This window comes from Lentzea sp. NPDC036949 (genome assembly GCF_055608075.1).
This window is the reverse complement of the sequence record NZ_JBVJRA010000031.1, coordinates 1-21783: the sequence shown is the minus strand read 5'-3', so window position 1 is coordinate 21783 and position 21783 is coordinate 1. Positions and strand designations below refer to the sequence as shown.

Here is a 21783-nt window from a genome sequence, read left to right as displayed (position 1 = left end):
CCGCTGTGGGCATCCGGTCGGGGTGACCGAGCAACGTACCGCGCACGCCGATGCCAGCCGACGCCCCGACGAGGGCCGGGCCAAGCCGTACACGTCGGCGATCGCGACGGCGAACCTCGCCCACCAGGCCGCGGCCGGCACCCGCGCGGAGAGCCACGCCACCCCCGGCGAGACCACCGGTGAGGTGGCCATCGACACGTCGTTGAGCTGCGACAACCTGTCGGTGGTGCGGGAACGCATCGCCGAGGCGCTGGTCGCCCACGACGAGGACTTCGTGGTGGACGTGCAGCTGGTCGCCACCGAGCTGGCGGCCAACGCGTGCGACCACGCCGACGACCCCCGCCGGCTGGTGCTGCGCAGGGAGGAACACCCCGAGCGCGGCGCGGAGCTCGTCGTCGAGGCCTGCGACGCCACGGTCAGCCGCACGCCGGTGGTCGGCATGTCCAGCATCGGCCCGTACCGCGGACACGGCATGCAGATCGTCGAGCGGCTCTGCACCGACTGGGGTGTGCGCGTCGAGGACGACCTCAAGATCGTCTGGGCGCGCCTCCCCATCCCGGCCTGAGCGTTCCCCCTGCCGTCCGGGCTGCTGGAGCCGTTGCAGCTCTTGCACTTCAGCGCGGCATCGACGTCCGGCACCACGGTCATCTCCTCAATGAGCCCCAGCGGCCGCAGCACCGTGCAGGTGTTCGCGACCAGGACGAACCGCTCCAGCGCACGGGCGTGCGTCGTGTGGAACAACCCGATGACCGCGGAGCTGACGAACTTCACCGACGTGCAGTCGGCGATCACCGGCGCACCGGAAGCCGCCGCGGCGTCGAGCGCCTCCGCCACGGTGCTGACGGCGGCCGGTCCAGGTCGCCGAACAACCGCACGGGCCGCACCTCGGGCAGCTCCTGCCCGAGGACCGCGAACGGCAACGCCGGCACGTTCAGCGCTCTGGCCGCGGCGGAGGCGTCCACCGCGATCATCTCCCAGGGGCTCGGCGCGTCTCGATGATGTCGTGGGTGTTCTCATTCTTCTTCAGGCACGGTGTGCGGGCATGACAGGACATCACCGGGTGTCGCCGCGGGTTCGCGCGCCGCTCCCCCAGACCGTCCTCGGTGACCAGGGCGAGGAAGTCGCGAACCGTCGCCATTTGCCCGGCCCCTGACCACCACGACCTCCTCGCAGAGCACGGTGCCCGACACCAAGACCGACAGGTTGTAGCCGTCGGTCTCGTACTCGGCGTTCGGCAGCCCCAGCGAGTGGTAGGGCTCCTCCACACCCAGCACCGCCCCACGCAACCAGGTGTCGGTGGCCATGACCAGGTGGCGCATCATCTGCGCGAACGACCACTCACCGTCCACCGACACGTCCACGGCATCCTCCGGCGGCGCCGCAACCCTGTCCACAGCCGTCGCTCCACGCCGCACGCGACCAGTCCGGGTCCTGCGCAAGCCTCCGACCGCGGCCAAGAAAGCGCCGGTCGAGCTCCGCCTCGACCAACGGCACAACGTTGACCAGCAACGAACTCCGCCCGTCGAGCAACCACGGCGCGTCGATGTCCGCACCGGTCACGTCCACCGCACGCATGACCACACCGGACAGGTCCGCGCGGGTGAACCGGGCCCCGCGCAGGCTGACATAGGTGAACGCGGTACCGATCAAGTCATCGGGATGACGGAGGTTCGTCATGACCGGCCTTCTCACGTCATGTGCCTATGAGCGGTCATGAAGCATCAGCACGCGCCGGGACTTCAACTCGTCGGTCCGAAGTGTGATCGGGATACTGGTGCTGTGCCTCATGACGACCATCCGCCGCTGGAGCGTGCGACCTACACCGTGAAAGGTGACGTTCCAGGTACAGCCGTACAGGCGGACACGATCAACGGCGGAGTGCACATCCGCGTCTATGAAGCGACGGGCCCCGCAACTGCACCACCTCCTCTGGTGCTCACCCACGACGAGGCGGAGGGTCTGCGCGACATTCTCGACGGCGCGATGTCGCCGGAGTCGGTTCCGGCCCTCTATTACGCCTCCACCATCCACACCTCGGGCCTTCCGCCGTGTCCTGACGACCTGTGGCTGGCGGTCGAGATGCTGCGCGGACTGGTGAGCGAGCTTCCGCTCTTCGAATTCCTCGTCCGACTGGCGAGCGGACCCGACGCGGTCACCCGCGAACGGCTGTGGAACTGGCTGCACGAGGTCGGGTCGCGGTACTCGATCGATCTCAAGAAGCTGAGCGCCCTTGACCACCGCCTGCGGCCGGTCATCGTCCAGGTCTCGTTGGAACGCGAGTACCTGGGTCAAAGTTTCGAGGTCACCGTGTCCACCTACCTGGATCACGAGGGTCGGCGGGTTCACACCAGCACCGGTCCGCAGAGCTGGCGGGATGTCGGCAAGAGCGTCGGCGCGGCGGTGGCCGAGATCGCCGACCTCGGCATCACGCCGGCGATGGTGGAGTTTCGACTGCCGCTCGGCTTGCTCGGTGCCGAGGTTGAGAAGGTGCAGGTTGAGCTCTCCGGTCGGCAAATGGCACTCGGTGAGTGGTGTCCGGTGGTCGTGCGGCCGTCGGCTCGGGACGTCGGGTCCGCTGCGGTCGCGCGGTGGGAGCGGAAATGGCATGAACTGCGAGAACGCGGCGAAAGGTACGACCAGCACGCGGTGCGGATCGTCGACACAGGAGATCCGCCGGACGAAGCCGCTTGGCGGGACACGCTGTGCCTCGGTGTGACGTTGGACAGGCGGTCGGGAGAGGAAGGACTGCGCCGTGTGCTGACCGCGGCGTTCGAGGCGGGGATTCCCCTCGTCCTCTGGCACCGGGATGCCGACTTGCGCAGGCCCGCGGACAGGGCGCTCGACCGCATCTTGCGCGGACGGTCGTTGAACCAACTGGCTGAGGTTGTCCACAAGCAGCGCAAAGCGGCGTGCTTCTCCAGCGCGCCGCTCGATCACCCGGGGCGGGACCTCGTTCTGCTCTGGGACGATCCGTGCCGGTTGCCACCCGGCATGCACTGGCTCGCGCCGCGTGAGGAAGGAAAGCGATGACCGCCTGGCCCATCTACCGAGGTTCCGGGAAGCCCCACGACGGGATTCATGACCTTCCGGATCCACCGGGATGGCGGAGGTTCGCCGCCGAACCCGGAACGCCAGCCGTGGACGAGGAGGACCCGAGCAGCCGACGCCGCCTCGGCACGTTCGACCAGGCACACACCGCGTCGCCGCAAGAGATCAACATGGTGAACGCTGCCCTGTTCCTGCGCCGTCCGTTGCTCGTGACCGGCGCACCGGGGACCGGCAAGTCCACCCTCGCGTACCGGGTCGCGAAGGAGTTGAGACTCGGTCCGGTGCTGCGCTGGCCGATCACGAGCCGATCTACGCTGCGCGACGGTCTCTACCACTACGACCCGATCGGTCGACTTCGAGAAGAACGGCTGAGACAGGTGCGCGACGACACCGGCGCTGCGGGTGACGCTCCCGGTGTCGTGCCCGACAACGACGTGGGCAGACACCTGCGCCTCGGTCCCCTCGGCACTGCGCTGCTCCCCAATGACCTGCCGCGGGTGCTGCTCATCGACGAGATCGACAAGAGCGACCTCGATCTGCCGAACGACCTGCTCCACGTGTTCGAAGAAGGAGAGTTCGAAGTCGACGAGCTGGTCAAGCTCCCGAACGAGGTCACCGATGTGGACGTGATGACAGCGGACCGCAGCGGCCGAGCGAGGGTCCGCCGCGGCCGGGTCGTCTGCCAGGCCTTCCCGTTCATCGTCATGACGAGCAACGGCGAACGGGAGTTCCCACCGGCCTTCCTGCGCAGATGCTTGTGGCTGGACATGCCGACGCCGGAGGCCGACCAGCTCACGTCCATAATCGAGGCTCACTTCGGCCCGGCGGCGGCAGAGGAGACCCGTCGCCGGGTCGCGGACTTCATGATCCGCCGCGGCCAGCGGGCCGAGCTGACCACGGACCAGCTGCTCAACGCCATATACCTGGCTACCTCCGGCTCTCGACAGAACGGTCAGCAGGCAGCTTCGCTCGAAGAGGTGATTGACGCGGTCCTGGCACCACGAACCGGAACCGGGGGAGCATGATCTCCGATCTGGAGGCCGTCCTCCGCGTGGCAGGGATCGAGCCGACTGTCGGCGAGTTGATGGACGCGCTGTGGCTTGCAGGCCACCTGCCGTCGGCACCCTCGCCTGTGCCCAGGCCGGTCGAGGCAGCGGCACCGGTCACCGGTGACGATCAGCCGAGCACGAAAGAACCCGTTGTCCCCTCAGTCTCGCCGACGAAGTCCCCTCCTACCGTTCGAGACCTCGTTGCCGTCGACAGGCGAACCAGCAGCGCCACACGTGCTCGTGGCACAGCGGTTCGCCCACAGCGGCGCAGCGCGGGTTCCGGCGACCAAATCGCCATCGGCCGGGCACTCCGTCCGCTCGGCCGCCGGGTCCCCTGTGCGACCACCACGGTCTTGGACGAGACAGCGACGGTGCAGCGCTTTGCGGATGAAGGAATCTGGAGTCCGGTCTTGCGGCCGGCCTTCGAGCGGTGGCTGAGTCTGGACATCGTTCTTGACACTGGTCCCTCGATGACGCCGTGGCTCCCCAAGCTGGACCACTTCGGCAACTTCCTCAGCACCCTGCGGCTGTTTCGCGAACTCCGGGTGCACACCCTCGACGAGTTCGCATTCCAGCCGACGCGCCGCCGGGCGATCCTCATCATCACAGACGGCATCGATGCCACATGGCGCTCTGGAGAAAGGTACGAGGTCATCACCGGGTGGGGCGCCGGCGATCCGGTGGCGGTAGGTGTAGTACTGCCCACGCGGATGTGGCCGGGCACCGGGATTCGAGCGGTTCGGGCACAAGCCAAGACGATCACGGCAGGATCCGCGAACCGCCACTGGCTGACGCGAACCAGGCCCTGCGACGACGAGGGGGATCTGCCTGCGGTTCCGGTACCCGTTACCCGGCTCGCCCCGAACTGGCTCTCGGCGTGGGCGAACGTCGTCGGCGGATCGTCCCGATGGACTGACGTCGTCCTGCTCGAAAAGCCCAGCGGTGGTCAGGCCGAATCCCTCACGACCGAGTCCCCCGGTGAAGTGGTACGACGGTTCAGACTGCTCGCCTCGCCGCCGGCCTTCCGGCTGGCGTGCTTGCTGTCAGCCGCAGTTCATCTGGATCTGAACTCGATCAGGGCCATCCGTGACCTGATGTTGGCCGAAGCGGACGAAGAACACCTCGCCGAGATCTTCTTGGGCGGCCTGCTGCAAAAAGGCTCATTGCCCGGAAGCTACGACTTCCTGCCCGGCGTTCGCCCGTACCTCAACGACCACCTCCGCCGCGACGACCTGTTGTCGGTGCTCAGGCAGAGCACCAAGCTGGTCACCGCCCAAGCGACAGCTGACATCGAAGGCGTCCTCACCGAACCTTCCGGGCGCGACCTCGAGCCGGACTCCGTCAGGCAGATGACCGCGTCCGTAATCGCCCGTCTCGGTGGCGACTACCGGCTCGAGCCGAAAGCGGCCACTCCAGCCCCGTTCGTACTTGAGAACGTCGACATGCCGAAGCTGCGAGCCAACCTCGCGGACCGAATCCGCCAGTTGCGCAGGCAGAACTGGCCAGGCATCCGCCTGACTCAGCAACAAGTCGCCGAAGCACTTGATATCTCGATCCCGCTGCTTGCATCATGGGAGAGTCGGACAACACCTGTCATCCCACCCGGCCGCAGACTGGAAGAACTGGCCAGATTCTTCGCGTGCCGACGGTCGGCCACGAGCGGCCGACTTTTCACCATTGCCTCCTTCTCTGACGAAGAAAGAGAACGCTACGAGCAACTTCTGATGGAACTGCGCGCGCTTGGCGAAGCACCGCCCAATCCAAATGAAGAGTTTGTCTCGGACAACCTGTTGCTGTTCCCGCGACACCAGGACATCACCATCGTCTGCGGCGATGCCCCTCGTCAAACTACCATAGAAAACACAATCGACAACCAGGAAATCTACAACTACCTCGATCTGGACGCGCTCTTCGAAGTCCATGGACACATCAGAGCACTCAATCCAGAAAGCTCCATTTCAGTCACCGGTGCGGCTTCACTAAATGCAGATCACTACTCGGGGCATATCGTCACACTTGGAGGAGTTGGCTTCAATCCACTGACGAAGCGCATCATGAATTCGAGCACGTGCCCAGTTTGGCAGGCGCAGCATGCAACGGAGAACAGCGACCGAGCCTTCTACGCAGGGTCACGTGAATTCAGATCAATAGTACACAACAACAGCCAGACAAGCAAAATCACACTGGACGAAGACGTCGGCCTTCTGCTCCGCGTCACCAGTCCTTTCAACCCCCATCGAACTGCGACCGTGTTAACCGGGAACTACGGCAAAGGAACTCTCGGAATAATACGCTCCCTGACAGACGCGCGCTTTCGCGATCGAAATTTACAGTTCCTGAAAGAACGATTCGACAATGTTAATTCCTTCGGAATTCTTGCCCGAATCACCGTTGTTACGGGATATATTATCACTCCAGACTTCACATCAGAGGAGAACCGGCTGTTCGAATGGCCGTGAAGTTTCAAAAACAGCATAATAAACACCATTCGTCACCGCTTGATCCACAGAAGGTTCGCCGTACTCACTCACCTGCCAACGGCGTGAAGCAGTTCAATGTCCTTGACCCGCGGGCCTTGTTTTCAGCTACTTCAAGACTTGCCTCGCCGACCGCGGAACACCGGGTGCCGCCGTGTGAGGGGACGGTGGCGGCACCCGGTGCCGGATCAGCGGTTGGTGCTGATCGTCTTCTGGATCCAGCCCGTGTACGCGGTCGCGTTGGTGTACAGGCCAGGACCGTTGGCGCAGGGCACGTCCTCGTCACCGGGTCCGGAGGTGACGCCGATCAGCTCCCACCGCCCCCACTTGCCGCGCTGCACCTGCGGCCCGCCGGAGTCGCCGGAGCACGCCATGGCACCCGGTTTGCGGCTGACCGTGCACAGCCGGGTCCGGTCCGCGAAGCCGGGCGCGCACTCGGACTCGGCACCACGACGGGTGTCGAGCTGCTGCAACCGTTCAGCGAACTTCCACTCCGCCGGACCGGCTCCCTCGACCGTGGTGCCGAACCCCAGCAGCCGGGTCGGAGTGCCGGGCGCACCGGCGCGGTCGGCGATCCGGATCGGCCGCTGGGTCACGGGCCGGTCGAGGCGGATCAGCGCGATGTCGTTGCGGTTGGGCCGCATGCCCGGCGCCACCTCGTAACCGGGGTGACGCACCACGCGCTCGATGTTCCGGACGGTGCCCCCGGACGTCCGCCGCTCGCTGCCGACGCGCACGGTCCCGTCCAGCACCGCACCGGTGTCCTGGTCGACGCAGTGCGCCGCCGTCACCACCCACCGCGGGTGGACCAGCGAAGCCCCGCAGACCCCCTTGATGTTGCCCGCACTGGGCACCGACAACGGGATCGAGGCCATGAACGGGTACCTCTCGGTGGAGTCCTTCCCGTTGATGATCGCGCCGGCGGTGCCGGTCATCGCCGTTGCGGCGAACGCACCCATCAGCACGACCCCGGCCACCCGGACCGCTCCACGGCGCACGGACTTCAGTCTCGACATGCTCTTCCTTCATCCGAGTAACGCGAACAAGGACAATCCTGTCCGTTCACAGTGGACTCGAACCATGCAGACAGCCTGATCATTCGTGGTGGAGCCTGCTCCACCGGCTCCGATCGCCGCACTGCCCCACCCCATCGGACTGAACCTGCCGCAGCAACGCCCTGAGGCCCGCTCGGTGGTGTTCACCCCGTGCTCGCGGTGGGACCCTGCTGGGAGGGAAAACGTCAGGGGGAGGGATGCGATCGTGATCCGTCGCATGCTGCTGGTCGCCGCTACCGCGCTCGGTGTCGTGCTGGTGCCCACCGGACAGGCGCAGGCGATTCCGATGTGCAAGAGCGGGTACGCCTGCCTCTACCAGTACTGGGCTGACAGCGAGCACACCGTGTTCAACGGGTTCCGGTCGATCGACTGCCAGGGTCGCGTGGACAGTTCGGGCAAGCTGTCCGGGTACCTGCAGTTCACGCAGGCGCGGTGCAACGACGTGTGATCTGACTGTCGGCCGCATCTTCTTGAGGAAGGACCCGCGCGGAGTCCGGGTGGCGTCCCAATGCCCGACGACCAAGCCCGATCAGCTCTTGAGGTGAGCCGACTGCCGGCGCCCCGTGCCACGATGCCAGAAAGGGAACGGGGCACACGTGGCGAAGTTGGACGAGATCGCCGCCGAGTTGGATCGGGTGGTGAGCAAGGCCGACGAGGTGACCGCGGCTTTGGTGCAGGCGAGCCAGCTCGCTCACGGGGCGGCGGAGTCGCTGACGGAGGTCACGCAAGGCGGTGCCCGTTCACGGCAGCCGGCGCCTCCAGGCTCGTCAACGGCCACGACTTCGGCTACACGCTCGGAGTCGTCGTGGGCCGACCGGCAGGGAGAACGGCTGCCGACCTACACCGGGACCAGGACGGCAACTCCGACGTGGTTCAAAGCAGCTCGGACGCGCAGGGCGAGCATCAAGCGATCGCTGAGCACCTGCGAGCCGAGGGTTCCCACCGACTGGCCTGGATAGGGTCGCCACCGGCGAGCACGTCGACCTTTCCACGGCAGGAGCTCAAGGTGAGGCACGCTCTCAACTTCTGGTACTTCACCGACACGAACGACGCGGACGATCCCGTCACCGTGGAGTCGAGCGCTGATCTCGAACGCGTCTTGGACGAGGTGATCGCGCACAGGCAGTTCCACCCGACAGTGGTCTGCGTGAAGGACCGTCCCACGCTCGGCGGTCCCCTGGACCTGCCGGACCACCAGCTCAAGTTCGACCTCGACGTGCCCCACCGCATCGCAGCGATCCACACGATGGGAACGACCGACTTCCTGCCGACCGACAACCGAGCACACGAGCTCCCCAGGCGGTACGACACCGCTGGCGGAACAGCTGAAGGTGTGATGCGAGCCTGGGTGACGAAGGGCTCGTACGCACGGGCTGCCCGTTCGGTGAACGATCACGAACCCGAGCTGTTCGTGGACTTCGACACCCGAACGCGGTTCCCGGCCGACGCTGCCATCGCGTGGGAGCAGTTGCGCGAGGCACTGGAAGAGCTCGCTGAAACCGGCATGCGCCCTACCTGTGTGCAGTGGCAGGAGTCGGACGTCTTCTGAACCACGACCACCGATCTCCGGCCCGGATGGCCTGGGGGCCACAACGTGGTCGCCTTCGCGTTCAAGATCGCCCGGTTCAGCGGGTCATCGGCAGGTGACGCGGAGCCTTCCGCGCGAGTCGGCTGTTCGTACGCATGCCCGAGCAGCTGAGCGTCGGTGAAGCGCGTCCCCAGGGCCGAGGTTCGAGGCCCTCCACCGCGTCAGCCACCGGGACGGAGGTGGACCCGGCTCCACCTCCGCGGTGACGTGCGGCGCCGGGTCACTCGGCCGGCTGGCTCGGCTGCGGTTCCTTGCGCACCATCTTCAGGGCCTCCTCCGTCGACTGGGCCATCGGCAGCACCTGGCTCAGCGCGCTGGCCATCAGCGGACGCTGTGCCGCTGCCTGTGCGGCCACGATCGCGAAGCCCACCCCGTCGCTCTGCGCCCGTGCGTGCAGCTTGAGCAGCACCGACAGCGCTGACGAGCCCATGAAGTCGACGGCCAGCTCCACCACCATGCCGGCCGGGCGCTTGTCCAGGTGCTCGAACAGCTCCGCGCCCACCTCGTCGACGCTGACCATGTCGAGCTCGCCGGTGATGACAGCGACGAGCACACCGTCGTGGTCGCTGGTCTTCATGCTGGCCGTCGACGTCGTCTCGTCCGATGTCACTGAACACCTCACCTGGTCATTCGCAGTCGTTCCGTTCCGCCGATCTTACGAAGCGCGGCGTCGCCCTGCGAGCTGGGCGATTCTCACCGACCATGACTACGGCAGTGGGCGGACCGAGGAGGTGGCCGGGTGGGAAGCGCCGCACCCGCGGGCGAGCCGCTGGAAGTCATCCGCCCGATGCTGGCCACACCGGGTGACCCGCCCGGCAGCGAGGGCTGGGCCGTCGAGTTCAAGTGGGACGGTTACCGGGGTGTCGCGCACTGCCAGGGCCGTGACGTGCGGGTCTACAGCCGCAACGACCTGGACTTCATCGGCCGGTTCCCCGAGCTGACCGTCCTGCCCGACCTCCTTCAGCACCGGACGGCTGTGCTCGACGGCGAGATCGTGGCACTGGACGACGAGGGGCGGCCCAGCTTCGGGCTGCTCCAGCAGCGGGACAAGTTCGCGCCCGGCGTCCGTGAGCTGCGGCACACCCGGCCGCGGATCGCCTACTTCGTGTTCGACCTGCTCCAGCTGGACGGCCGGTCGCTGCTGGCCACGCCCTACCACGTGCGGCGGGCGAAGCTGACCGAGCTGGCCCTGCCCGGCAACCACGCCGTCCAGGTGCCGCCGACGTTCATGGACACCGAGCCGGTGGACGTGCTGCACGTGGCAAGCCAGTACGGGTTCGAGGGGATCGTCTCCAAGCGCGTCAAGTCCACCTACGAGCCCGGTCGCCGGTCCCCCTCCTGGGTGAAAACGCCGTTCCGCCACACCCGGGAGATCGTGATCGGCGGCTGGCGGGTGGGTCAGGGCAACCGCGCGGGCCGGATTGGGTCGCTGTTGCTCGGCGCCCACGACGAGCGCGGTGACCTGGTGTACGTGGGGCACGTGGGCACGGGCTTCAGCCAGGCGGTCCTCGCCGACCTGCAGCGCGAGCTGGAACGACGGGAACGGTCCACCAGCCCGTTCCCGGCCGGGGTGCCGCGCGAGCACGCCCGCGACGCCCGCTGGGTCGAACCGGACCTGGTCGGCGAGGTGGAGTTCCGGCAGTGGACACCGGACGGCCGCCTGCGGCACCCGGCGTGGCGCGGGCTGCGCCCCGACCGGGACCCGTCCAGCGTGGTGCTCACGTCCGAGGAGTGAGCACCGGCACCGATGTGACAACCCGGGTTTTGCGCCGACTGCGCGGAGGTACGCCTCCCGTCGGGCGCACCGGGCCTGATCGGACCGGACCAGCCCCTCGACCGCGGGAGCGGTGGGTGGGAGCTGCGCTGCGCGACACCGCGCAGATGCTCCGAACGGTCGTGCTGGGCCGGGTGATCGGGGGGATGATGGACGTTCCGAGGCTGAGCGGGTCGAGACGCCGGACGAGCGTCCCCTGTCACGAGGACGTGAGGCACGTGGGGCACAGCGAGCAGACCGACGACGGCCCGAGATCCTCCGAGATGCCGCTCACCGGTCAACGAGGTGAGCTGGCGTCCGCCCGGCGCTGGACGCGTGCCGTGCTGCGCGACGTCACCGAGGACGAGCTGGGGGACATCGAGCTGATCGTCACCGAGCTGGTGGCCAACGCCTTCGACCACGGGCGCATCCCCTACGTGCTGCGCCTGCACCGCTCGGAGGAACCCTGCCTCGTGCGCGTCGAGGTCGACGACGCCTCCCCCGAGCTCCCCGTGCTCGGCACCTCGCGGCTGGGTGGTGACAGGGGCCGGGGCATGGTCATCGTGAACCGGCTGGCCAAGGACTGGGGCGTCACCTCGGGCGAGCACGGCAAAACGGTGTGGGCGGACATCACCTGCGAGCCGCCGTTCCGCTCCGCCTGAGCCGGCACGCGTCAGGCGCGGTGCAGCGGCTCGGGGAACACCGGGTGCAGCTCCAGCACCTGGTCCAGCCGGGTGATCTTGATGGGGCGCAGCACGGCCGAGTGGTCGGCGACCACCACGAGCCGGACGCCCATGTCCTCCGCCCGCTGGTTGTTCTCCACCAGGACCCGCAGGCCCGCTGAGCCCATGTAGCCCACGCCGCGCAGGTCGAGCAGGACAGCGGGCGAACCCGATTCGAGCTGAGCGCCGATGCGCGCGCTGAGCGAGTGCTCGTTGCTGAGGTCGATCTCGCCGCGGAGCACGAGGACGGGAACGCCGTCACGGGTGTGCGCCTCGACGGTGAGGGGCGCGGCATCGTCGTGGGACGGAGCAACCATGGGTGTGCTCTTCCTGCTGGCCAATGCTGTGCGGCCCCGGCTGCCTGTTTCAGTCCGAACCACTACCCGAAGAGCAGGCACATTGTGTGTGTAAATCCCACAGTAGGCGCATACCCGGTTACCCACAACTGAAACAGGCGGACCTGCGAGATCACGCGTCGCTCCGGCGGCGGTTAGCCGGGCGTGGCGCGGGAAGACCACCACTGACCGGCACGCCTGGCCGGTCGAGGTGTTCGCGACCGACGAAGGGCGGGGCCCGTGGCCTTCACCGGACCAGCCGACCAGCACACCGGGAAGCGCTCACGGCCGTGGCTGCGCATGTTCGCGGTCGGGCTGGCCCTGTGGGTGGCGACCGTGGTGATCACGCTCGGCACCCGCAACACCAACCTGATCCCCACGATCGTGCTGCTGGGCAGCTTCCTGGTACCGGCCACGTTCGTCTCGTGGGCCTTCGGGCACCGGCACTCCGGCGAGGTCACCGGTGAGCTGGTGTTCCGCACGTTCGCGGTCGGCGGTGTCCTCGGCGTGCTGGGCGCCTCGCTGCTGGAGAGCTACCTGCTGCACCCGTCGCCGTGGCTGTTCGCCGGTGTGGGCCTGATCGAGGAGGCGGTGAAGCTGGGTGCGCTCGCCCTGCTGACCCGGCACCTGCGGGAGAAGTCGTTGCGCGACGGGCTGGTGCTGGGCGCGAGCGTCGGGTTCGGGTTCGCCGCCTTCGAGTCGGCCGGGTACGCGTTGACGGCGTTGTTCACCCAGAACGGCCTGTCGGTGCTGGACCTCGTCACCACCGAGCTGCTGCGCGGCCTGCTCGCCCCGTTCGGGCACGGGCTGTGGACCGCGATCCTCGGTGCCGTGCTGTTCTCCCGCAGCACCCGCGACCACTTCCTGCTGACCGGGCGCCTGCTCGCCGCGTACCTGGGCGTGTCGTTGCTGCACGCCCTGTGGGACTCGATGAACACCATCGCTGTGCTGATCACGCTGGTGCTGACCGACCAGCGGGTGCTGGCGGAGGGGTACCTGCCGCAGCCGACGCCCGCGCAGGTGCAGCTGTTCACCGTGGTCACGTGGACCGGGTTGGCGGTCATCTCCGCGATCGGGTTGCTGTGGCTGGGTCTGCTGGTGCGCGCGTCGCGCCGGCAGGTCGCGCCCGTGGTCGTGCGGGGTTACCCCATGGCCACCGACGCCCGGTGGTGGCCGACCGGCCGGTCACCGCGCTGAGCGAAGGTCCACCGTGGAGGGAGGTGGTGCACCGTGCAGATCCGGGTCACCGGAACGGCTGCGGCGCAGACCTTCGTGGAGGTCGCGGGGCAGCTCGACTCGGCCGGGTCGGCGGCGCTGCTCGCGAAGCTGGACCGGTTGATCGACGAGGGGCGGCACCACCTGGTCGTGAACGTCGCCGCGGTCACCTACTGCGACTCCAGCGGCCTGAGCGCCCTGGTCCGCAGCAGGGCCAGGGCCGTCGAGATGACCGGTTCGCTGCGGCTGGTCTCGGCGAGCCCGCCGGTGCAACGGCTCCTGCGCCTCACCGGCCTCACCCGGATGTTCGAGCACTGAGCACCGCCGTCACGGCACCGTCGGCAGCAGCCCCGGTGCCCGGCGGGCCTTCGCCGCCTGCTCGAACGCCGCCGCGAACCGCAGCACCGCGTCGTCCGCCCCGCTGCCGCCGGTGAACGACACCCCGATCGGCAACGGGCCCGCGAACCCGGCGGGGACGGAGATGTTCGGGTACCCCGCCACGGCCGCGGGCAACGCGGTCCGCAGGCCGCCGGGGTCGCTGCCGCACGGCTTCCACGCGGGACCGTTGGTGGGTGCCATGACCACGTCCAGGCGTTCTGCGGTGAGCACCTCGTCGATGGACCGGCGGGCCCACTCCGTCGCGGCGCGCCGCTGGTCGAGGTAGGACGGGTCGGTGAGCGAGCGGGTCTTCTCCGCCTCGTGGAAGATCTCCTGCCCGAACCCGGACAGCTCGACGGGATCGGTCTCGTTGAACTCGATCAGCTCGTGCACCGTGCGCGGCGCACCGGGCCTGGTCCGCAGGTACCGCTCCAGGTCGTGCTTGAACTCGACGACCATCGCGGGACGGTCGGCGCCCTGGATGCGGTCCTGGTGGAGCAGGTCGACCTCGACGACGGTGGCACCGCCGCGGCGCAGCACGCCGGCCGCGGCGGCCACGACCCGGTCCACGTCGGCGTCGAAGCCGGTCCTGCGCCACACGCCGACCCGAGCGCCGCGCAGGGTGCCCGGGGTGAGGTCGGCGGTCGTGCCCGCCATGGCCGCCATCAGGATCGCGGCGTCCACGACGTGCCGCGCCATCGGGCCCGCCGTGTCCCTGCGGGCGGTGATCGGCACGATGCCCGCGGTGCTGACCCGGCCCGGAGTGGGCTTGAACCCCACGACACCGGCGTGACCGGCCGGGGACACGATCGAGCCGTTGGTCTCGGTGCCGACCGCGACCTGCGCCAGCGAGGCCGCCACCGCGACGGCCGAGCCGGACGACGAGCCGCACGGGGTGCGGTCCAGCACGTGCGGGTTGGCGGTCTGCCCGCCGACCCCCGACCAGCCGGACGTGGCCCACGGGGAGCGGAAGTTGCCCCACTCCGTCATGTTCGTCTTGCCCAGCACGACCGCGCCCGCCGCCCGCAGCCGCACGACGACCTCGGCGTCGGCGGCGGGTGGCACGCGCAGGGCCCGCGAGCCGGCCGTGGTCGCCAGGCCGCTGGTGTCGATGTTGTCCTTGAGCAGCACGGGGATGCCGTCCAGCAGCCCGCGCGAGCGACCGGCCGTTCGCCTGCGGTCGCTCTCCTCCGCCTGCCGCACCGCCGTCGGGTCGACCGCGAGCACCGAGCGCAGGAGCCGGTCCACGTCGGCGATGCGGCTCAGGTAGGCGCGGGTCAGGGCGGCGGAGGTGAGCTCTCCGGTCGCCATCCTGCGTGCGAGCAGCGGGATGGTCGCCTGGTCGAGGTCGGCGGCCGGGAGTTCCATGGGTCCATTGCCGACCCCACCGCCTGCCCGCGTCAACCTGCCAACGGGCGACGGGCTCGTGCTCTTGCTCACACGCGAGCCGTGCCACAGCCGGATCATGATCAGCGGCATTCGGGGTATCCGGCAGACACCTTGTCAGCGGAACACCCGAGGAGTGGCCATGTGCGGAATCGCCGGTGAGATCATCACGGACGAGTCGGGCCGGCCGGACCTCGGTGCGGTGGAGCGCATGACGCGGGCCATGTGGTCGCGCGGGCCGGACGGTGCCGGGCAGTGGTCGGAGGGCAGGGTGGCGCTCGGGCACCGCAGGCTGTCCATCATCGACCTGTCCGACCTCGGCGCGCAGCCCATGGTGGACGACGAGCTCGGGCTCGCCGTGGCGTTCAACGGGTGCGTCTACAACTACGAGCAGCTGCGCGAGGAGCTGTCCGGCCGGTACCGCTTCACCTCCACCAGCGACACCGAGGTGATCCTCAAGGCCTACCACCACTGGGGCGAGGAGTTCGTCGACCACCTGGTCGGCATGTTCGCCATCGCGCTGTTCGACCGCCGCCGCGACCGGGTGCTGCTGGTCAGGGACCGGCTCGGCATCAAGCCGCTCTACGTCTCCGAGACGCGCGGGCGGACCCGGTTCGCCTCCAGCCTGCCCGCGCTGCTCGCCGGCGGCGGGGTCGACACCGAGCTGGACCCGGTCGGCCTGCACCACTACCTGACGTGGCACTCGATCGTGCCCGCGCCCCGCACCGTCCTGCGCGGGGTGCGCAAGCTGCCGCCCGCCACGATCCGCGTGTTCGAACGCGGGCAGCAACCGCGCGACCGCGTCTACTGGCAGCCGTCGTACACGCGGCGCCCCGAGCACGCGGACTGGACGGCCCAGGACTGGCGGCAGGCGGTGCGCGAGGCGCTGCAGGTCGCGGTGCGCCGCCGCACGGTGTCCGACGTGGAGGTCGGCGTCCTGCTCTCCGGCGGTCTCGACTCCAGCCTGCTGGTCGCCCTGCTCGCCGCGGAGGAGCAGCGGCCGAGCACGTTCAGCATCGGGTTCACCAGCCGCGGTGACGTGGAGGGCGACGAGTTCGCCTACTCCGACGCCATCGCGCAGAAGTTCGGCACCGACCACCACCAGCTCCGCGTCGGCGACGAGCAGATCGCCGCGGCGGTGCGGGACGCCGTCGGGTCGATGAGCGAGCCGATGGGCAGCCACGACGTCACCGCGTTCTACCTGGTCTGCCGCGAGGTGTCGCAGCACGTCAAGGTCGTGCAGTGCGGTCAGGGCGCCGACGAGGTGTTCGCCGGCTACCGCTACCACCAGCCTGCGGCCGGTGCTCCCCGGCGGCAGGCGGCGGACGTCCTGCGCGAGGCGTTCCACGACCTCGAGCACGACGAGCTCGCGGATGTCCTGGAACGGCAGTGGCTCCTGGGCCGTGACGTCAGCGGCGACCTGGCCGCAGCCCACCTCGCCGACCCCGGCGCGGACACCGCCCTGGACGCGGTGCTGCGGACGGACACGCACCTGCTGATGCCCGACGACCCGGTCAAGCGCGTGGACAACATGGCGATGGCGTGGGGCGTCGAGGCGCGGGTGCCGTTCCTCGACCAGGACCTGGTGGAGCTGGTCGCCGCGTGCCCGCCCGAGCTGAAGTCCGACCAGGACGGCAAGGGCATCCTCAAGGACATCGGCCGCGACCTGCTGCCGCACGACGTGGTCGACCGGAAGAAGGGCTACTTCCCGGTGCCGGCCCTCATCCAGCTCGACGGTGAGGTCCTCGACCTGTTGCGCTCGACCATGACCTCCCCCGCCGCACGCGGACGCGGTGTGCTGCGCCGCGAGTACGTGGACGGCCTGCTCGCCGACCCGAACGGGCAGGCCACCAAGGCCGGCGGGAACGAGCTGTGGCACCTCGGCGTGCTGGAGATGTGGTTGCAGCAGCACGGCATCGGGTGATCAGCCCGACGGCCGCGGTGACGTCTTCCCGCGCAACGGCAGCCGGGAGGGAGCTGCCCGACCCCGTCGACCCCGAGCTCAGGTCCTCCCGGGTCGTTGCCCGCAGGCCGTGGCCGGGGCGGAGGCGTTCGTCGTGAGACCGACGTCTCGCCCGCAACACCGTCTCGGCCGGGCCGGAGCCCCGCGCTGGTCAGGTGGCCGTTCTAGAGTGGGCGGATGAAGGTTCTGTCCATCCAGTCGGTCGTCGCCCACGGCCACGTCGGCAACTCCGCCGCCGTGTTCCCGCTGCAGCGCCTCGGGGTCGAGGTCGTCCCGATCCCCACGGTGAACTTCTCCAACCACACCGGGTACGGCGCGTGGCGCGGTCCGCTCCTGCCGCCGTCGGACGTGGCCGAGATCCTCCTCGGCGTGGAGGAACGCGGGGTGTTCGGGCAGGTCGACGCCGTGCTGTCCGGTTACCAGGGCGGCACGGGCATCGCCGACGTGATCATCGACGCGGTGCGCAGGGTGAAGGCGGCGAACCCGGCGGCGCTCTACGCGTGCGACCCGGTGATGGGCAACGCCAAGTCCGGGTGCTTCGTCGCGCCCGAGATCCCCGTGCTGCTGCGCGACCGGGTCGTGCCGGTGGCCGACATCATCACCCCGAACCAGTTCGAGCTGGGCTTCCTCACCGGCACCGAGCCGGCGAGCGTCGAGGAGACGCTGGCGTCGGCCGACCTCGCCCGCGCGATGGGCCCGTCGACCGTGCTGGTCACCAGCGTCGAGCGGCCCGACCGGGAGGAGGGCACGATCGAGATGCTCGTCGTGGACAGCGCCGGGTCGTGGCTCGTGAGCACCCCGCACCTGCCGTTCAAGGCCAACGGGTCCGGTGACGTCACAGCCGCGCTGTTCACCGCCCACTACGTCCAGACCAAGGACGCGGCGCTGGCGCTGGAACGCACCGCGTCGAGCGTCTTCGACCTGATCGACCTGACCTACCGCTCCGGTGAGCGCGAGCTGCGCCTGGTGCAGGCCCAGGAGTTCTACGCGACGCCGCGGATGCAGTTCAAGGCCGAGCAGGTGCGCTGAGCCCGGCGTCCCGGGCGGTCAACTGCGTCGCGACCGCCCGGCGGAGTTGCGAGACTGTTCCGATGGTCGACCAACCACCACGGCAGCACTCCGCGCGCTACTACGTGATCGTCGGTCTGCTGCTCGTGATCGCGAACGTGATCGGCTTCGTGTTCATCGAGGAAGCCTCCTGGGCGTTGATCCTGGCCGGCTGCTTCACCGGCGGATTCGTCGCGGAGGGCATCGCGGACCTGGTCCGGCACAAGCGGTCCCGGCGCTGACCACGGCCGGCCTGGTCAGGGAAGTTCGGGTTCCTGCACGGCGACGATGTTGGCGATGTCCAGGACCGAGATGGTGCGGTCGGGCCGCAGGACCGGCACCCACACGTGTGAGGTCTGCGGATCCACCACGTGCGGTCCGACCACCACACCCCGCAGGTAGACGGTCGGGTGCAGCACGTCGGGGTTGAGGTAGGTGACGACCGCTCCGCGGCCTGGGCAGGACTTCGTCGCCATGGCGACTCCCGTGGGGTGAACGCACGCCTCGGTCGAGGCGGTCTCGATGTCGCCGGCTGCTCGACGTCCCGCACGGATAACCCGTGCCAGGACAGCGAAACCACCTGTCCGGCGGGCGTGGCGGTGAGGGCGGACAACGCGCCGGGAGGGCCTCTGCCGGTCGAGCAGCGAGCCGACGCCCCGAGGTGACCGCTGCGCGGCGGCAGTCGTGGTGGACCACCACAGCGTGCTGCGGCCGTTGCGGTTCAGCCAGGTGTACGGCGTGCTCACGACGTGCTCGCCCCTGGACCAGGCCGTGCGGCCGGCCGTCACCTGAGCACGGCGGTCGAGATCGGCGCCGTCAGTGTGCGAGGTCGGTCCGCTCGGCCACCGCCGCCGTGCGCAGCGCCTCGACCGCGTGCGGAACGGACTCGTGCACGAGCAGGACGCTGTCCATGCCGGCGACCAGCAGAGAACGCCGCGCCGAGTGCGCCGCCGCGACGACCGCGAACCCGACGCCGGCCTGCTGCGCCCGGCGGCTGGCCTCACCGAGCGTCGACAGCCCCGTCGACGCGAGGAAGCCCACCGCCAGCCACACCACGATCCCGACCGGGTGGGTGTTGAGCTGCTCTTCGAGCGCGGTGCGCACCTGACTGGCGTTGGTGATGTCGATGTCGCCGTTGAGCGCCACGACCAGCACGCCGTCGTGGTCGACGGTCTCGATGGTGAGGTCTGAGATCCCGTCGCGTCGAGCGTGCGTCACCGTGCACCGCCGGCCATGCTGGACCACCCTTCCCCGGACGGGCTGTCGACCTCGTCACCGGGACCCAGGTTCGCACTGATCAGCGGTTCGCGCTGGCCCGGCCCACCGCAGGTACACGATGGTGGAGGGCAGGTGTCCGCGGTGTTCAGGCCGCCTGGTTCGCCCGTCCCGGTGACCGAAACCGGACTTCCCGCCGATCTGGTGGATGCTCGCGGTGTGCGGCAACACGAACCCCGCTGTGACCTGTGCGATGACACGGGCACGATCACCTGGCAGCAACCGGTGCCCGGTGAGGACGGCGCGTTCGTGCTGACGGAGATGAACCACCCGTGCGTCAACGGCTGCTCGGGCTGGCGCCGGCTCCCCGCCGCCGAGAGCGGCACCGTGGTCGATCCGGACGGCGGCGGGCCGGCCGCCGGGAACGTCGCCGACGCCAACCGCACCCATCGCACGGAATGGTTCCGGCCCACGTCCTCGGGCGACGACGACCAGCCCTGACCGCCGATCCCCTCGCTCACATCGCCAGGTCGGCGACCTCCGACCGGACCGCCAGGTGGACGAACTGGTCCCGGTGGCCCAGCCCTTTGCTGCGGTGGGCCGGGCACCACGACGGTGTGCAACTGCTCGGCCTTGGCCGGTCAGCCGATCTCAGCGGCTCCCACCGACTGCGTGAAGTTCCCGGTCAACGGTGCTCCGGCGACGAGGCGCGGCCCGAGGACGAAGCTCATCGGATCGGTCGGGATCACCGAGCGGTCCGTGATCCTCATCAGGTGCCGTCCGTCGAAGAGCAGGTCGACGTACGACGAGGTGTACCGCAACGTCGCGATGTGGTACTTGCCGTCGTAGAGGTCGACGCCGGTGTCGACCTTGAGGGAGACGGCCTTGCCGCGCTTGGCGCTTTCGAAGCGCAGCTGGGTGTTCGTGTAGCTCTGGTCGGTCGTGTAGCCGAAGTTGATCTCGTTGAACTGGCTCCCGTCCGCGGCGGGACCGTTGTCCCACAACGCGGCGCCCCACCAGACCTGCTGCCGGGGGCGGTGGCTGAGCGCGAACCGGGTCGTGAACTCGCCCGAGGTGAAGCGCTGCGGCCGGTACCGGACCTTGGACCAGGAGCCGGCGGTGCGAGGCGGGGCGCCGGCCTTCAGCTCGAACCTGGCCACACCGTCGGTGACGGTCGGGCAGCTGTGCTCGCACTGCCAGATCGCCGGGTCGAGCGAGTCGAAGTTCTCGACGTACCCCGCTCGCGCGTCGACCAGGGACGGCGCTGCGGCTGCCGACCCCGTCCCGAGCACGAGGCTCATCGCCGCCGCGGTGAGCGCTTTCCAACGCTTGTTCGCCATGGAGTCTCCTCTACCGCCATCGCAGCACAGGTGTCGCGGAACCGGTCGACCTGTTCACGAACGGCCACCGGATTCGGCACGACCGGCCACCTGAGGAGCACCGCCGGGGTTGCCCGAACCGTCACGGTCATCGGTCCGAAGGTGACGCGGCGCGGGTCAGGACTTCACCGCCGGTTCATCGCGTGTTGTGATGCACGCCGTCGGCGGCACTGACCGTTCCCCCTCCAGTCGAGCAGTCGGGATCCACCATGCCCATCACCGAGCACCGTTCCCGACCTCCACTCGGCAACTTCGCCAAGACCCTGCGCATCGCCGTTCGGTGCGTTGACGCGGACCTGCGGCTCACGAACGACCACCGGGCTGCCCCGTCGAGCGCCGAGCTCCTCAAGCAGGTGGAGTCGCCGCTGGTGTTCGCCCGGCTGTTCGCGGTCGTCACCGCGGCGGCAGCGGGAGGTTCTCCGCACAAGGCCATGCCGGTGTCGGTCATGTCGTCGTTGTGGTGGGCCGGTGCGGAAACGCGCACGGGCGCGGCGGCGACCCGGTTGCCGTTGTCCTACCTGCGTTCTCTCGACATCACCGAGGAACTTCGCCGGACGTGGACCGCCGACCTCGAAGAGGCGGCGGCCGATCCCGGTTCGACGTCCAGTGCCCGGAGCAACGCGTACGCGCGCGACGCGGTGATGGCGGTGCGGACCTGCGCAGCCGCGGACAGGCCGCGGTGGCGCGAGTTCGGGAGGCTGTACGGGCTGCTGGCCGATCAGGCCGCCGCGAACTCCGCGGGAGACGACCGCACACCACCGCTGTTGCTCGCCAACGCCTGCAAGATCGCGAGCACGCACCTCAGACAGCACATGATCCGGCTCGGCGAGGAGGCCGGCGGCAACGCCCACGCCAGGATGGTGCTGCGGGACCTCTCCAGCACCCCCGGTGCCGTGCGGCTGTACGCCCGCGAGGTCCGCGACCTGCACTCGCTGGCCGTGACCACTCTGACGGACCTGTGCGAGCCGAACCCGTACCGCTCGTTCCTGCGTTCCCGGCTGGACGGGCTGGTGCAGCACTCGCTCGTGCACCCGCGCGAGATGGTGGGCTCGCCCGTGCCGCAGCGCCCGGTCGCACCCTAGCTTGAGTTTTAACCTCTGAGCTGCTGGGTGGGACCCTGGTTGATCATGAGTGAAGCCCTTGGTTGATCATTCCTCTTGCGACAGAAAGAAG

General features: G+C 69.0%; 25 protein-coding genes. 15 read left to right on the top strand and 10 right to left on the bottom strand.

All coding sequences use genetic code 11. The features are described 5' to 3' along the window. The first annotated feature begins 22 nt into the window (after positions 1 to 22). Entirely contained in the window at positions 23 to 565 is a 543-nt protein-coding gene (locus ACZ7CD_RS39800; RefSeq protein ID WP_470381010.1) for an ATP-binding protein, read from the top strand. 223 nt (positions 566 to 788) lie between these two features. Here ACZ7CD_RS39800 and ACZ7CD_RS39795 read toward each other — a convergent pair whose 3' ends face one another. From ACZ7CD_RS39795 to ACZ7CD_RS39785, 3 genes are read right to left on the bottom strand one after another with little or no spacing between them, the layout of a single operon-like run. After that, positions 789 to 971, bottom strand: coding sequence for a hypothetical protein (locus tag ACZ7CD_RS39795; protein WP_470381009.1), 183 nt, complete (start codon positions 969 to 971; stop codon positions 789 to 791). Positions 972 to 1013: 42 nt separating this feature from the next. Continuing rightward, positions 1014 to 1361, bottom strand: coding sequence for a hypothetical protein (locus ACZ7CD_RS39790; protein ID WP_470381008.1), 348 nt, complete (start codon positions 1359 to 1361; stop codon positions 1014 to 1016). Continuing rightward, positions 1339 to 1677 carry a pentapeptide repeat-containing protein gene (locus ACZ7CD_RS39785; protein WP_470381007.1) on the bottom strand — a complete coding sequence of 113 codons (339 nt, stop codon included), beginning with the start codon at positions 1675 to 1677 and terminating at the stop codon, positions 1339 to 1341. The genes ACZ7CD_RS39790 and ACZ7CD_RS39785 overlap by 23 nt, the downstream gene beginning before the upstream one ends. A 102-nt stretch (positions 1678 to 1779) precedes the next feature. On the opposite strand from ACZ7CD_RS39785, the gene ACZ7CD_RS39780 reads away from it, so the two are divergent. The 3 genes from ACZ7CD_RS39780 (at position 1780) to ACZ7CD_RS39770 (ending at position 6556) form a co-directional block, all read left to right on the top strand. After that, entirely contained in the window at positions 1780 to 3030 is a 1251-nt protein-coding gene (locus ACZ7CD_RS39780) for a VMAP-C domain-containing protein (RefSeq protein ID WP_470381006.1), read from the top strand. Positions 3031 to 3218: 188 nt separating this feature from the next. Next, entirely contained in the window at positions 3219 to 4073 is an 855-nt protein-coding gene (locus ACZ7CD_RS39775; RefSeq protein ID WP_470381005.1) for an AAA family ATPase, read from the top strand. Then, on the top strand, positions 4070 to 6556 hold the full coding sequence (locus ACZ7CD_RS39770; RefSeq protein WP_470381004.1) for an SAV_2336 N-terminal domain-related protein: 2487 nt from the start codon (positions 4070 to 4072) through the stop codon (positions 6554 to 6556). The genes ACZ7CD_RS39775 and ACZ7CD_RS39770 overlap by 4 nt, the downstream gene beginning before the upstream one ends. Before the next feature lie 206 nt (positions 6557 to 6762). On the opposite strand, the gene ACZ7CD_RS39765 is transcribed toward ACZ7CD_RS39770, so the two are convergent. Continuing rightward, entirely contained in the window at positions 6763 to 7590 is an 828-nt protein-coding gene (locus ACZ7CD_RS39765) for a S1 family peptidase (RefSeq protein ID WP_470381003.1), read from the bottom strand. Between the two features lie 244 nt (positions 7591 to 7834). On the opposite strand from ACZ7CD_RS39765, the gene ACZ7CD_RS39760 reads away from it, so the two are divergent. Together ACZ7CD_RS39760 and ACZ7CD_RS39755 are read left to right on the top strand one after the other, a co-directional pair. Beyond that, on the top strand, positions 7835 to 8077 hold the full coding sequence (locus ACZ7CD_RS39760; protein ID WP_360399942.1) for a DUF6289 family protein: 243 nt from the start codon (positions 7835 to 7837) through the stop codon (positions 8075 to 8077). A gap of 357 nt (positions 8078 to 8434) precedes the next feature. Beyond that, entirely contained in the window at positions 8435 to 9178 is a 744-nt protein-coding gene (locus ACZ7CD_RS39755; RefSeq protein WP_470381002.1) for an Imm1 family immunity protein, read from the top strand. Positions 9179 to 9437: 259 nt separating this feature from the next. On the opposite strand, the gene ACZ7CD_RS39750 is transcribed toward ACZ7CD_RS39755, so the two are convergent. Then, complete coding sequence (locus ACZ7CD_RS39750) at positions 9438 to 9827, bottom strand: STAS domain-containing protein (RefSeq protein WP_360399948.1); 390 nt, start codon at positions 9825 to 9827, stop codon at positions 9438 to 9440. 129 nt (positions 9828 to 9956) lie between these two features. Between ACZ7CD_RS39750 and ligD the strand changes: the two genes are divergently transcribed. Continuing rightward, positions 9957 to 10952, top strand: a complete 996-nt coding sequence (ligD, locus tag ACZ7CD_RS39745; protein WP_470381001.1) for a non-homologous end-joining DNA ligase — start codon at positions 9957 to 9959, stop codon at positions 10950 to 10952. 116 nt (positions 10953 to 11068) lie between these two features. Continuing rightward, positions 11069 to 11632, top strand: a complete 564-nt coding sequence (locus ACZ7CD_RS39740; protein ID WP_360399954.1) for an ATP-binding protein — start codon at positions 11069 to 11071, stop codon at positions 11630 to 11632. 11 nt (positions 11633 to 11643) lie between these two features. Here ACZ7CD_RS39740 and ACZ7CD_RS39735 read toward each other — a convergent pair whose 3' ends face one another. Next, positions 11644 to 12009: an STAS domain-containing protein gene (locus ACZ7CD_RS39735; protein ID WP_360399957.1), complete on the bottom strand. Its 366-nt coding sequence runs from the start codon at positions 12007 to 12009 to the stop codon at positions 11644 to 11646. A 258-nt stretch (positions 12010 to 12267) separates the two neighbouring features. Between ACZ7CD_RS39735 and ACZ7CD_RS39730 the strand changes: the two genes are divergently transcribed. Further along, positions 12268 to 13224: a PrsW family intramembrane metalloprotease gene (locus tag ACZ7CD_RS39730; RefSeq protein ID WP_458432953.1), complete on the top strand. Its 957-nt coding sequence runs from the start codon at positions 12268 to 12270 to the stop codon at positions 13222 to 13224. A 33-nt stretch (positions 13225 to 13257) separates the two neighbouring features. Continuing rightward, positions 13258 to 13560: an STAS domain-containing protein gene (locus ACZ7CD_RS39725; protein WP_360399963.1), complete on the top strand. Its 303-nt coding sequence runs from the start codon at positions 13258 to 13260 to the stop codon at positions 13558 to 13560. A gap of 9 nt (positions 13561 to 13569) precedes the next feature. On the opposite strand, the gene ACZ7CD_RS39720 is transcribed toward ACZ7CD_RS39725, so the two are convergent. After that, entirely contained in the window at positions 13570 to 14988 is a 1419-nt protein-coding gene (locus ACZ7CD_RS39720) for an amidase family protein (protein ID WP_470372087.1), read from the bottom strand. Positions 14989 to 15148: 160 nt separating this feature from the next. On the opposite strand from ACZ7CD_RS39720, the gene ACZ7CD_RS39715 reads away from it, so the two are divergent. The 3 genes from ACZ7CD_RS39715 to ACZ7CD_RS39705 all read left to right on the top strand — a co-directional run bounded on the left by ACZ7CD_RS39715 (position 15149) and on the right by ACZ7CD_RS39705 (position 18258). Further along, a complete protein-coding gene (locus ACZ7CD_RS39715) occupies positions 15149 to 16930 on the top strand; it encodes an N-acetylglutaminylglutamine amidotransferase (RefSeq protein WP_470376212.1) in 1782 nt (593 codons plus the stop codon). Positions 16931 to 17146: 216 nt separating this feature from the next. Continuing rightward, positions 17147 to 17998, top strand: coding sequence for a pyridoxal kinase PdxY (gene pdxY / locus ACZ7CD_RS39710; RefSeq protein WP_360399972.1), 852 nt, complete (start codon positions 17147 to 17149; stop codon positions 17996 to 17998). A gap of 62 nt (positions 17999 to 18060) precedes the next feature. Then, on the top strand, positions 18061 to 18258 hold the full coding sequence (locus tag ACZ7CD_RS39705; RefSeq protein ID WP_458432959.1) for a hypothetical protein: 198 nt from the start codon (positions 18061 to 18063) through the stop codon (positions 18256 to 18258). A 15-nt stretch (positions 18259 to 18273) separates the two neighbouring features. On the opposite strand, the gene ACZ7CD_RS39700 is transcribed toward ACZ7CD_RS39705, so the two are convergent. Together ACZ7CD_RS39700 and ACZ7CD_RS39695 are read right to left on the bottom strand one after the other, a co-directional pair. Next, on the bottom strand, positions 18274 to 18492 hold the full coding sequence (locus tag ACZ7CD_RS39700) for a hypothetical protein (RefSeq protein WP_360399978.1): 219 nt from the start codon (positions 18490 to 18492) through the stop codon (positions 18274 to 18276). Positions 18493 to 18832: 340 nt separating this feature from the next. Beyond that, positions 18833 to 19234, bottom strand: coding sequence for an STAS domain-containing protein (locus ACZ7CD_RS39695; RefSeq protein WP_458432960.1), 402 nt, complete (start codon positions 19232 to 19234; stop codon positions 18833 to 18835). A 216-nt stretch (positions 19235 to 19450) separates the two neighbouring features. Here ACZ7CD_RS39695 and ACZ7CD_RS39690 point away from each other — a divergent pair, with 216 nt between their 5' ends. After that, positions 19451 to 19732 carry a hypothetical protein gene (locus ACZ7CD_RS39690; RefSeq protein WP_470381000.1) on the top strand — a complete coding sequence of 94 codons (282 nt, stop codon included), beginning with the start codon at positions 19451 to 19453 and terminating at the stop codon, positions 19730 to 19732. Between the two features lie 140 nt (positions 19733 to 19872). On the opposite strand, the gene ACZ7CD_RS39685 is transcribed toward ACZ7CD_RS39690, so the two are convergent. After that, entirely contained in the window at positions 19873 to 20571 is a 699-nt protein-coding gene (locus ACZ7CD_RS39685; RefSeq protein ID WP_470380999.1) for a LamG domain-containing protein, read from the bottom strand. Between the two features lie 248 nt (positions 20572 to 20819). On the opposite strand from ACZ7CD_RS39685, the gene ACZ7CD_RS39680 reads away from it, so the two are divergent. Then, the gene (locus ACZ7CD_RS39680) at positions 20820 to 21692 is read left to right on the top strand and encodes a hypothetical protein (RefSeq protein WP_470376213.1); all 873 of its coding nucleotides are present in this window, start codon (positions 20820 to 20822) and stop codon (positions 21690 to 21692) included. Positions 21693 to 21783 lie beyond the last annotated feature (91 nt).

Excerpts from the sequence above, each read along its gene's own strand:
- ACZ7CD_RS39705 (WP_458432959.1), top strand. The coding sequence starts at position 18,061 with ATGGTCGACCAACCACCACGGCAGCACTCCGCGCGCTACTACGTGATC.
- ACZ7CD_RS39795 (WP_470381009.1), bottom strand. The coding sequence starts at position 971 with ATGATCGCGGTGGACGCCTCCGCCGCGGCCAGAGCGCTGAACGTGCCG.
- ACZ7CD_RS39680 (WP_470376213.1), top strand. The coding sequence starts at position 20,820 with ATGCCCATCACCGAGCACCGTTCCCGACCTCCACTCGGCAACTTCGCC.
- ACZ7CD_RS39765 (WP_470381003.1), bottom strand. The coding sequence starts at position 7,590 with ATGTCGAGACTGAAGTCCGTGCGCCGTGGAGCGGTCCGGGTGGCCGGG.
- pdxY (WP_360399972.1), top strand. The coding sequence starts at position 17,147 with ATGAAGGTTCTGTCCATCCAGTCGGTCGTCGCCCACGGCCACGTCGGC.
- ACZ7CD_RS39770 (WP_470381004.1), top strand. The coding sequence starts at position 4,070 with ATGATCTCCGATCTGGAGGCCGTCCTCCGCGTGGCAGGGATCGAGCCG.
- ACZ7CD_RS39785 (WP_470381007.1), bottom strand. The coding sequence starts at position 1,677 with ATGACGAACCTCCGTCATCCCGATGACTTGATCGGTACCGCGTTCACC.
- ACZ7CD_RS39735 (WP_360399957.1), bottom strand. The coding sequence starts at position 12,009 with ATGGTTGCTCCGTCCCACGACGATGCCGCGCCCCTCACCGTCGAGGCG.
- ACZ7CD_RS39685 (WP_470380999.1), bottom strand. The coding sequence starts at position 20,571 with ATGGCGAACAAGCGTTGGAAAGCGCTCACCGCGGCGGCGATGAGCCTC.
- ACZ7CD_RS39720 (WP_470372087.1), bottom strand. The coding sequence starts at position 14,988 with ATGGAACTCCCGGCCGCCGACCTCGACCAGGCGACCATCCCGCTGCTC.
- ACZ7CD_RS39700 (WP_360399978.1), bottom strand. The coding sequence starts at position 18,492 with ATGGCGACGAAGTCCTGCCCAGGCCGCGGAGCGGTCGTCACCTACCTC.
- ACZ7CD_RS39715 (WP_470376212.1), top strand. The coding sequence starts at position 15,149 with ATGTGCGGAATCGCCGGTGAGATCATCACGGACGAGTCGGGCCGGCCG.
- ACZ7CD_RS39775 (WP_470381005.1), top strand. The coding sequence starts at position 3,219 with ATGGTGAACGCTGCCCTGTTCCTGCGCCGTCCGTTGCTCGTGACCGGC.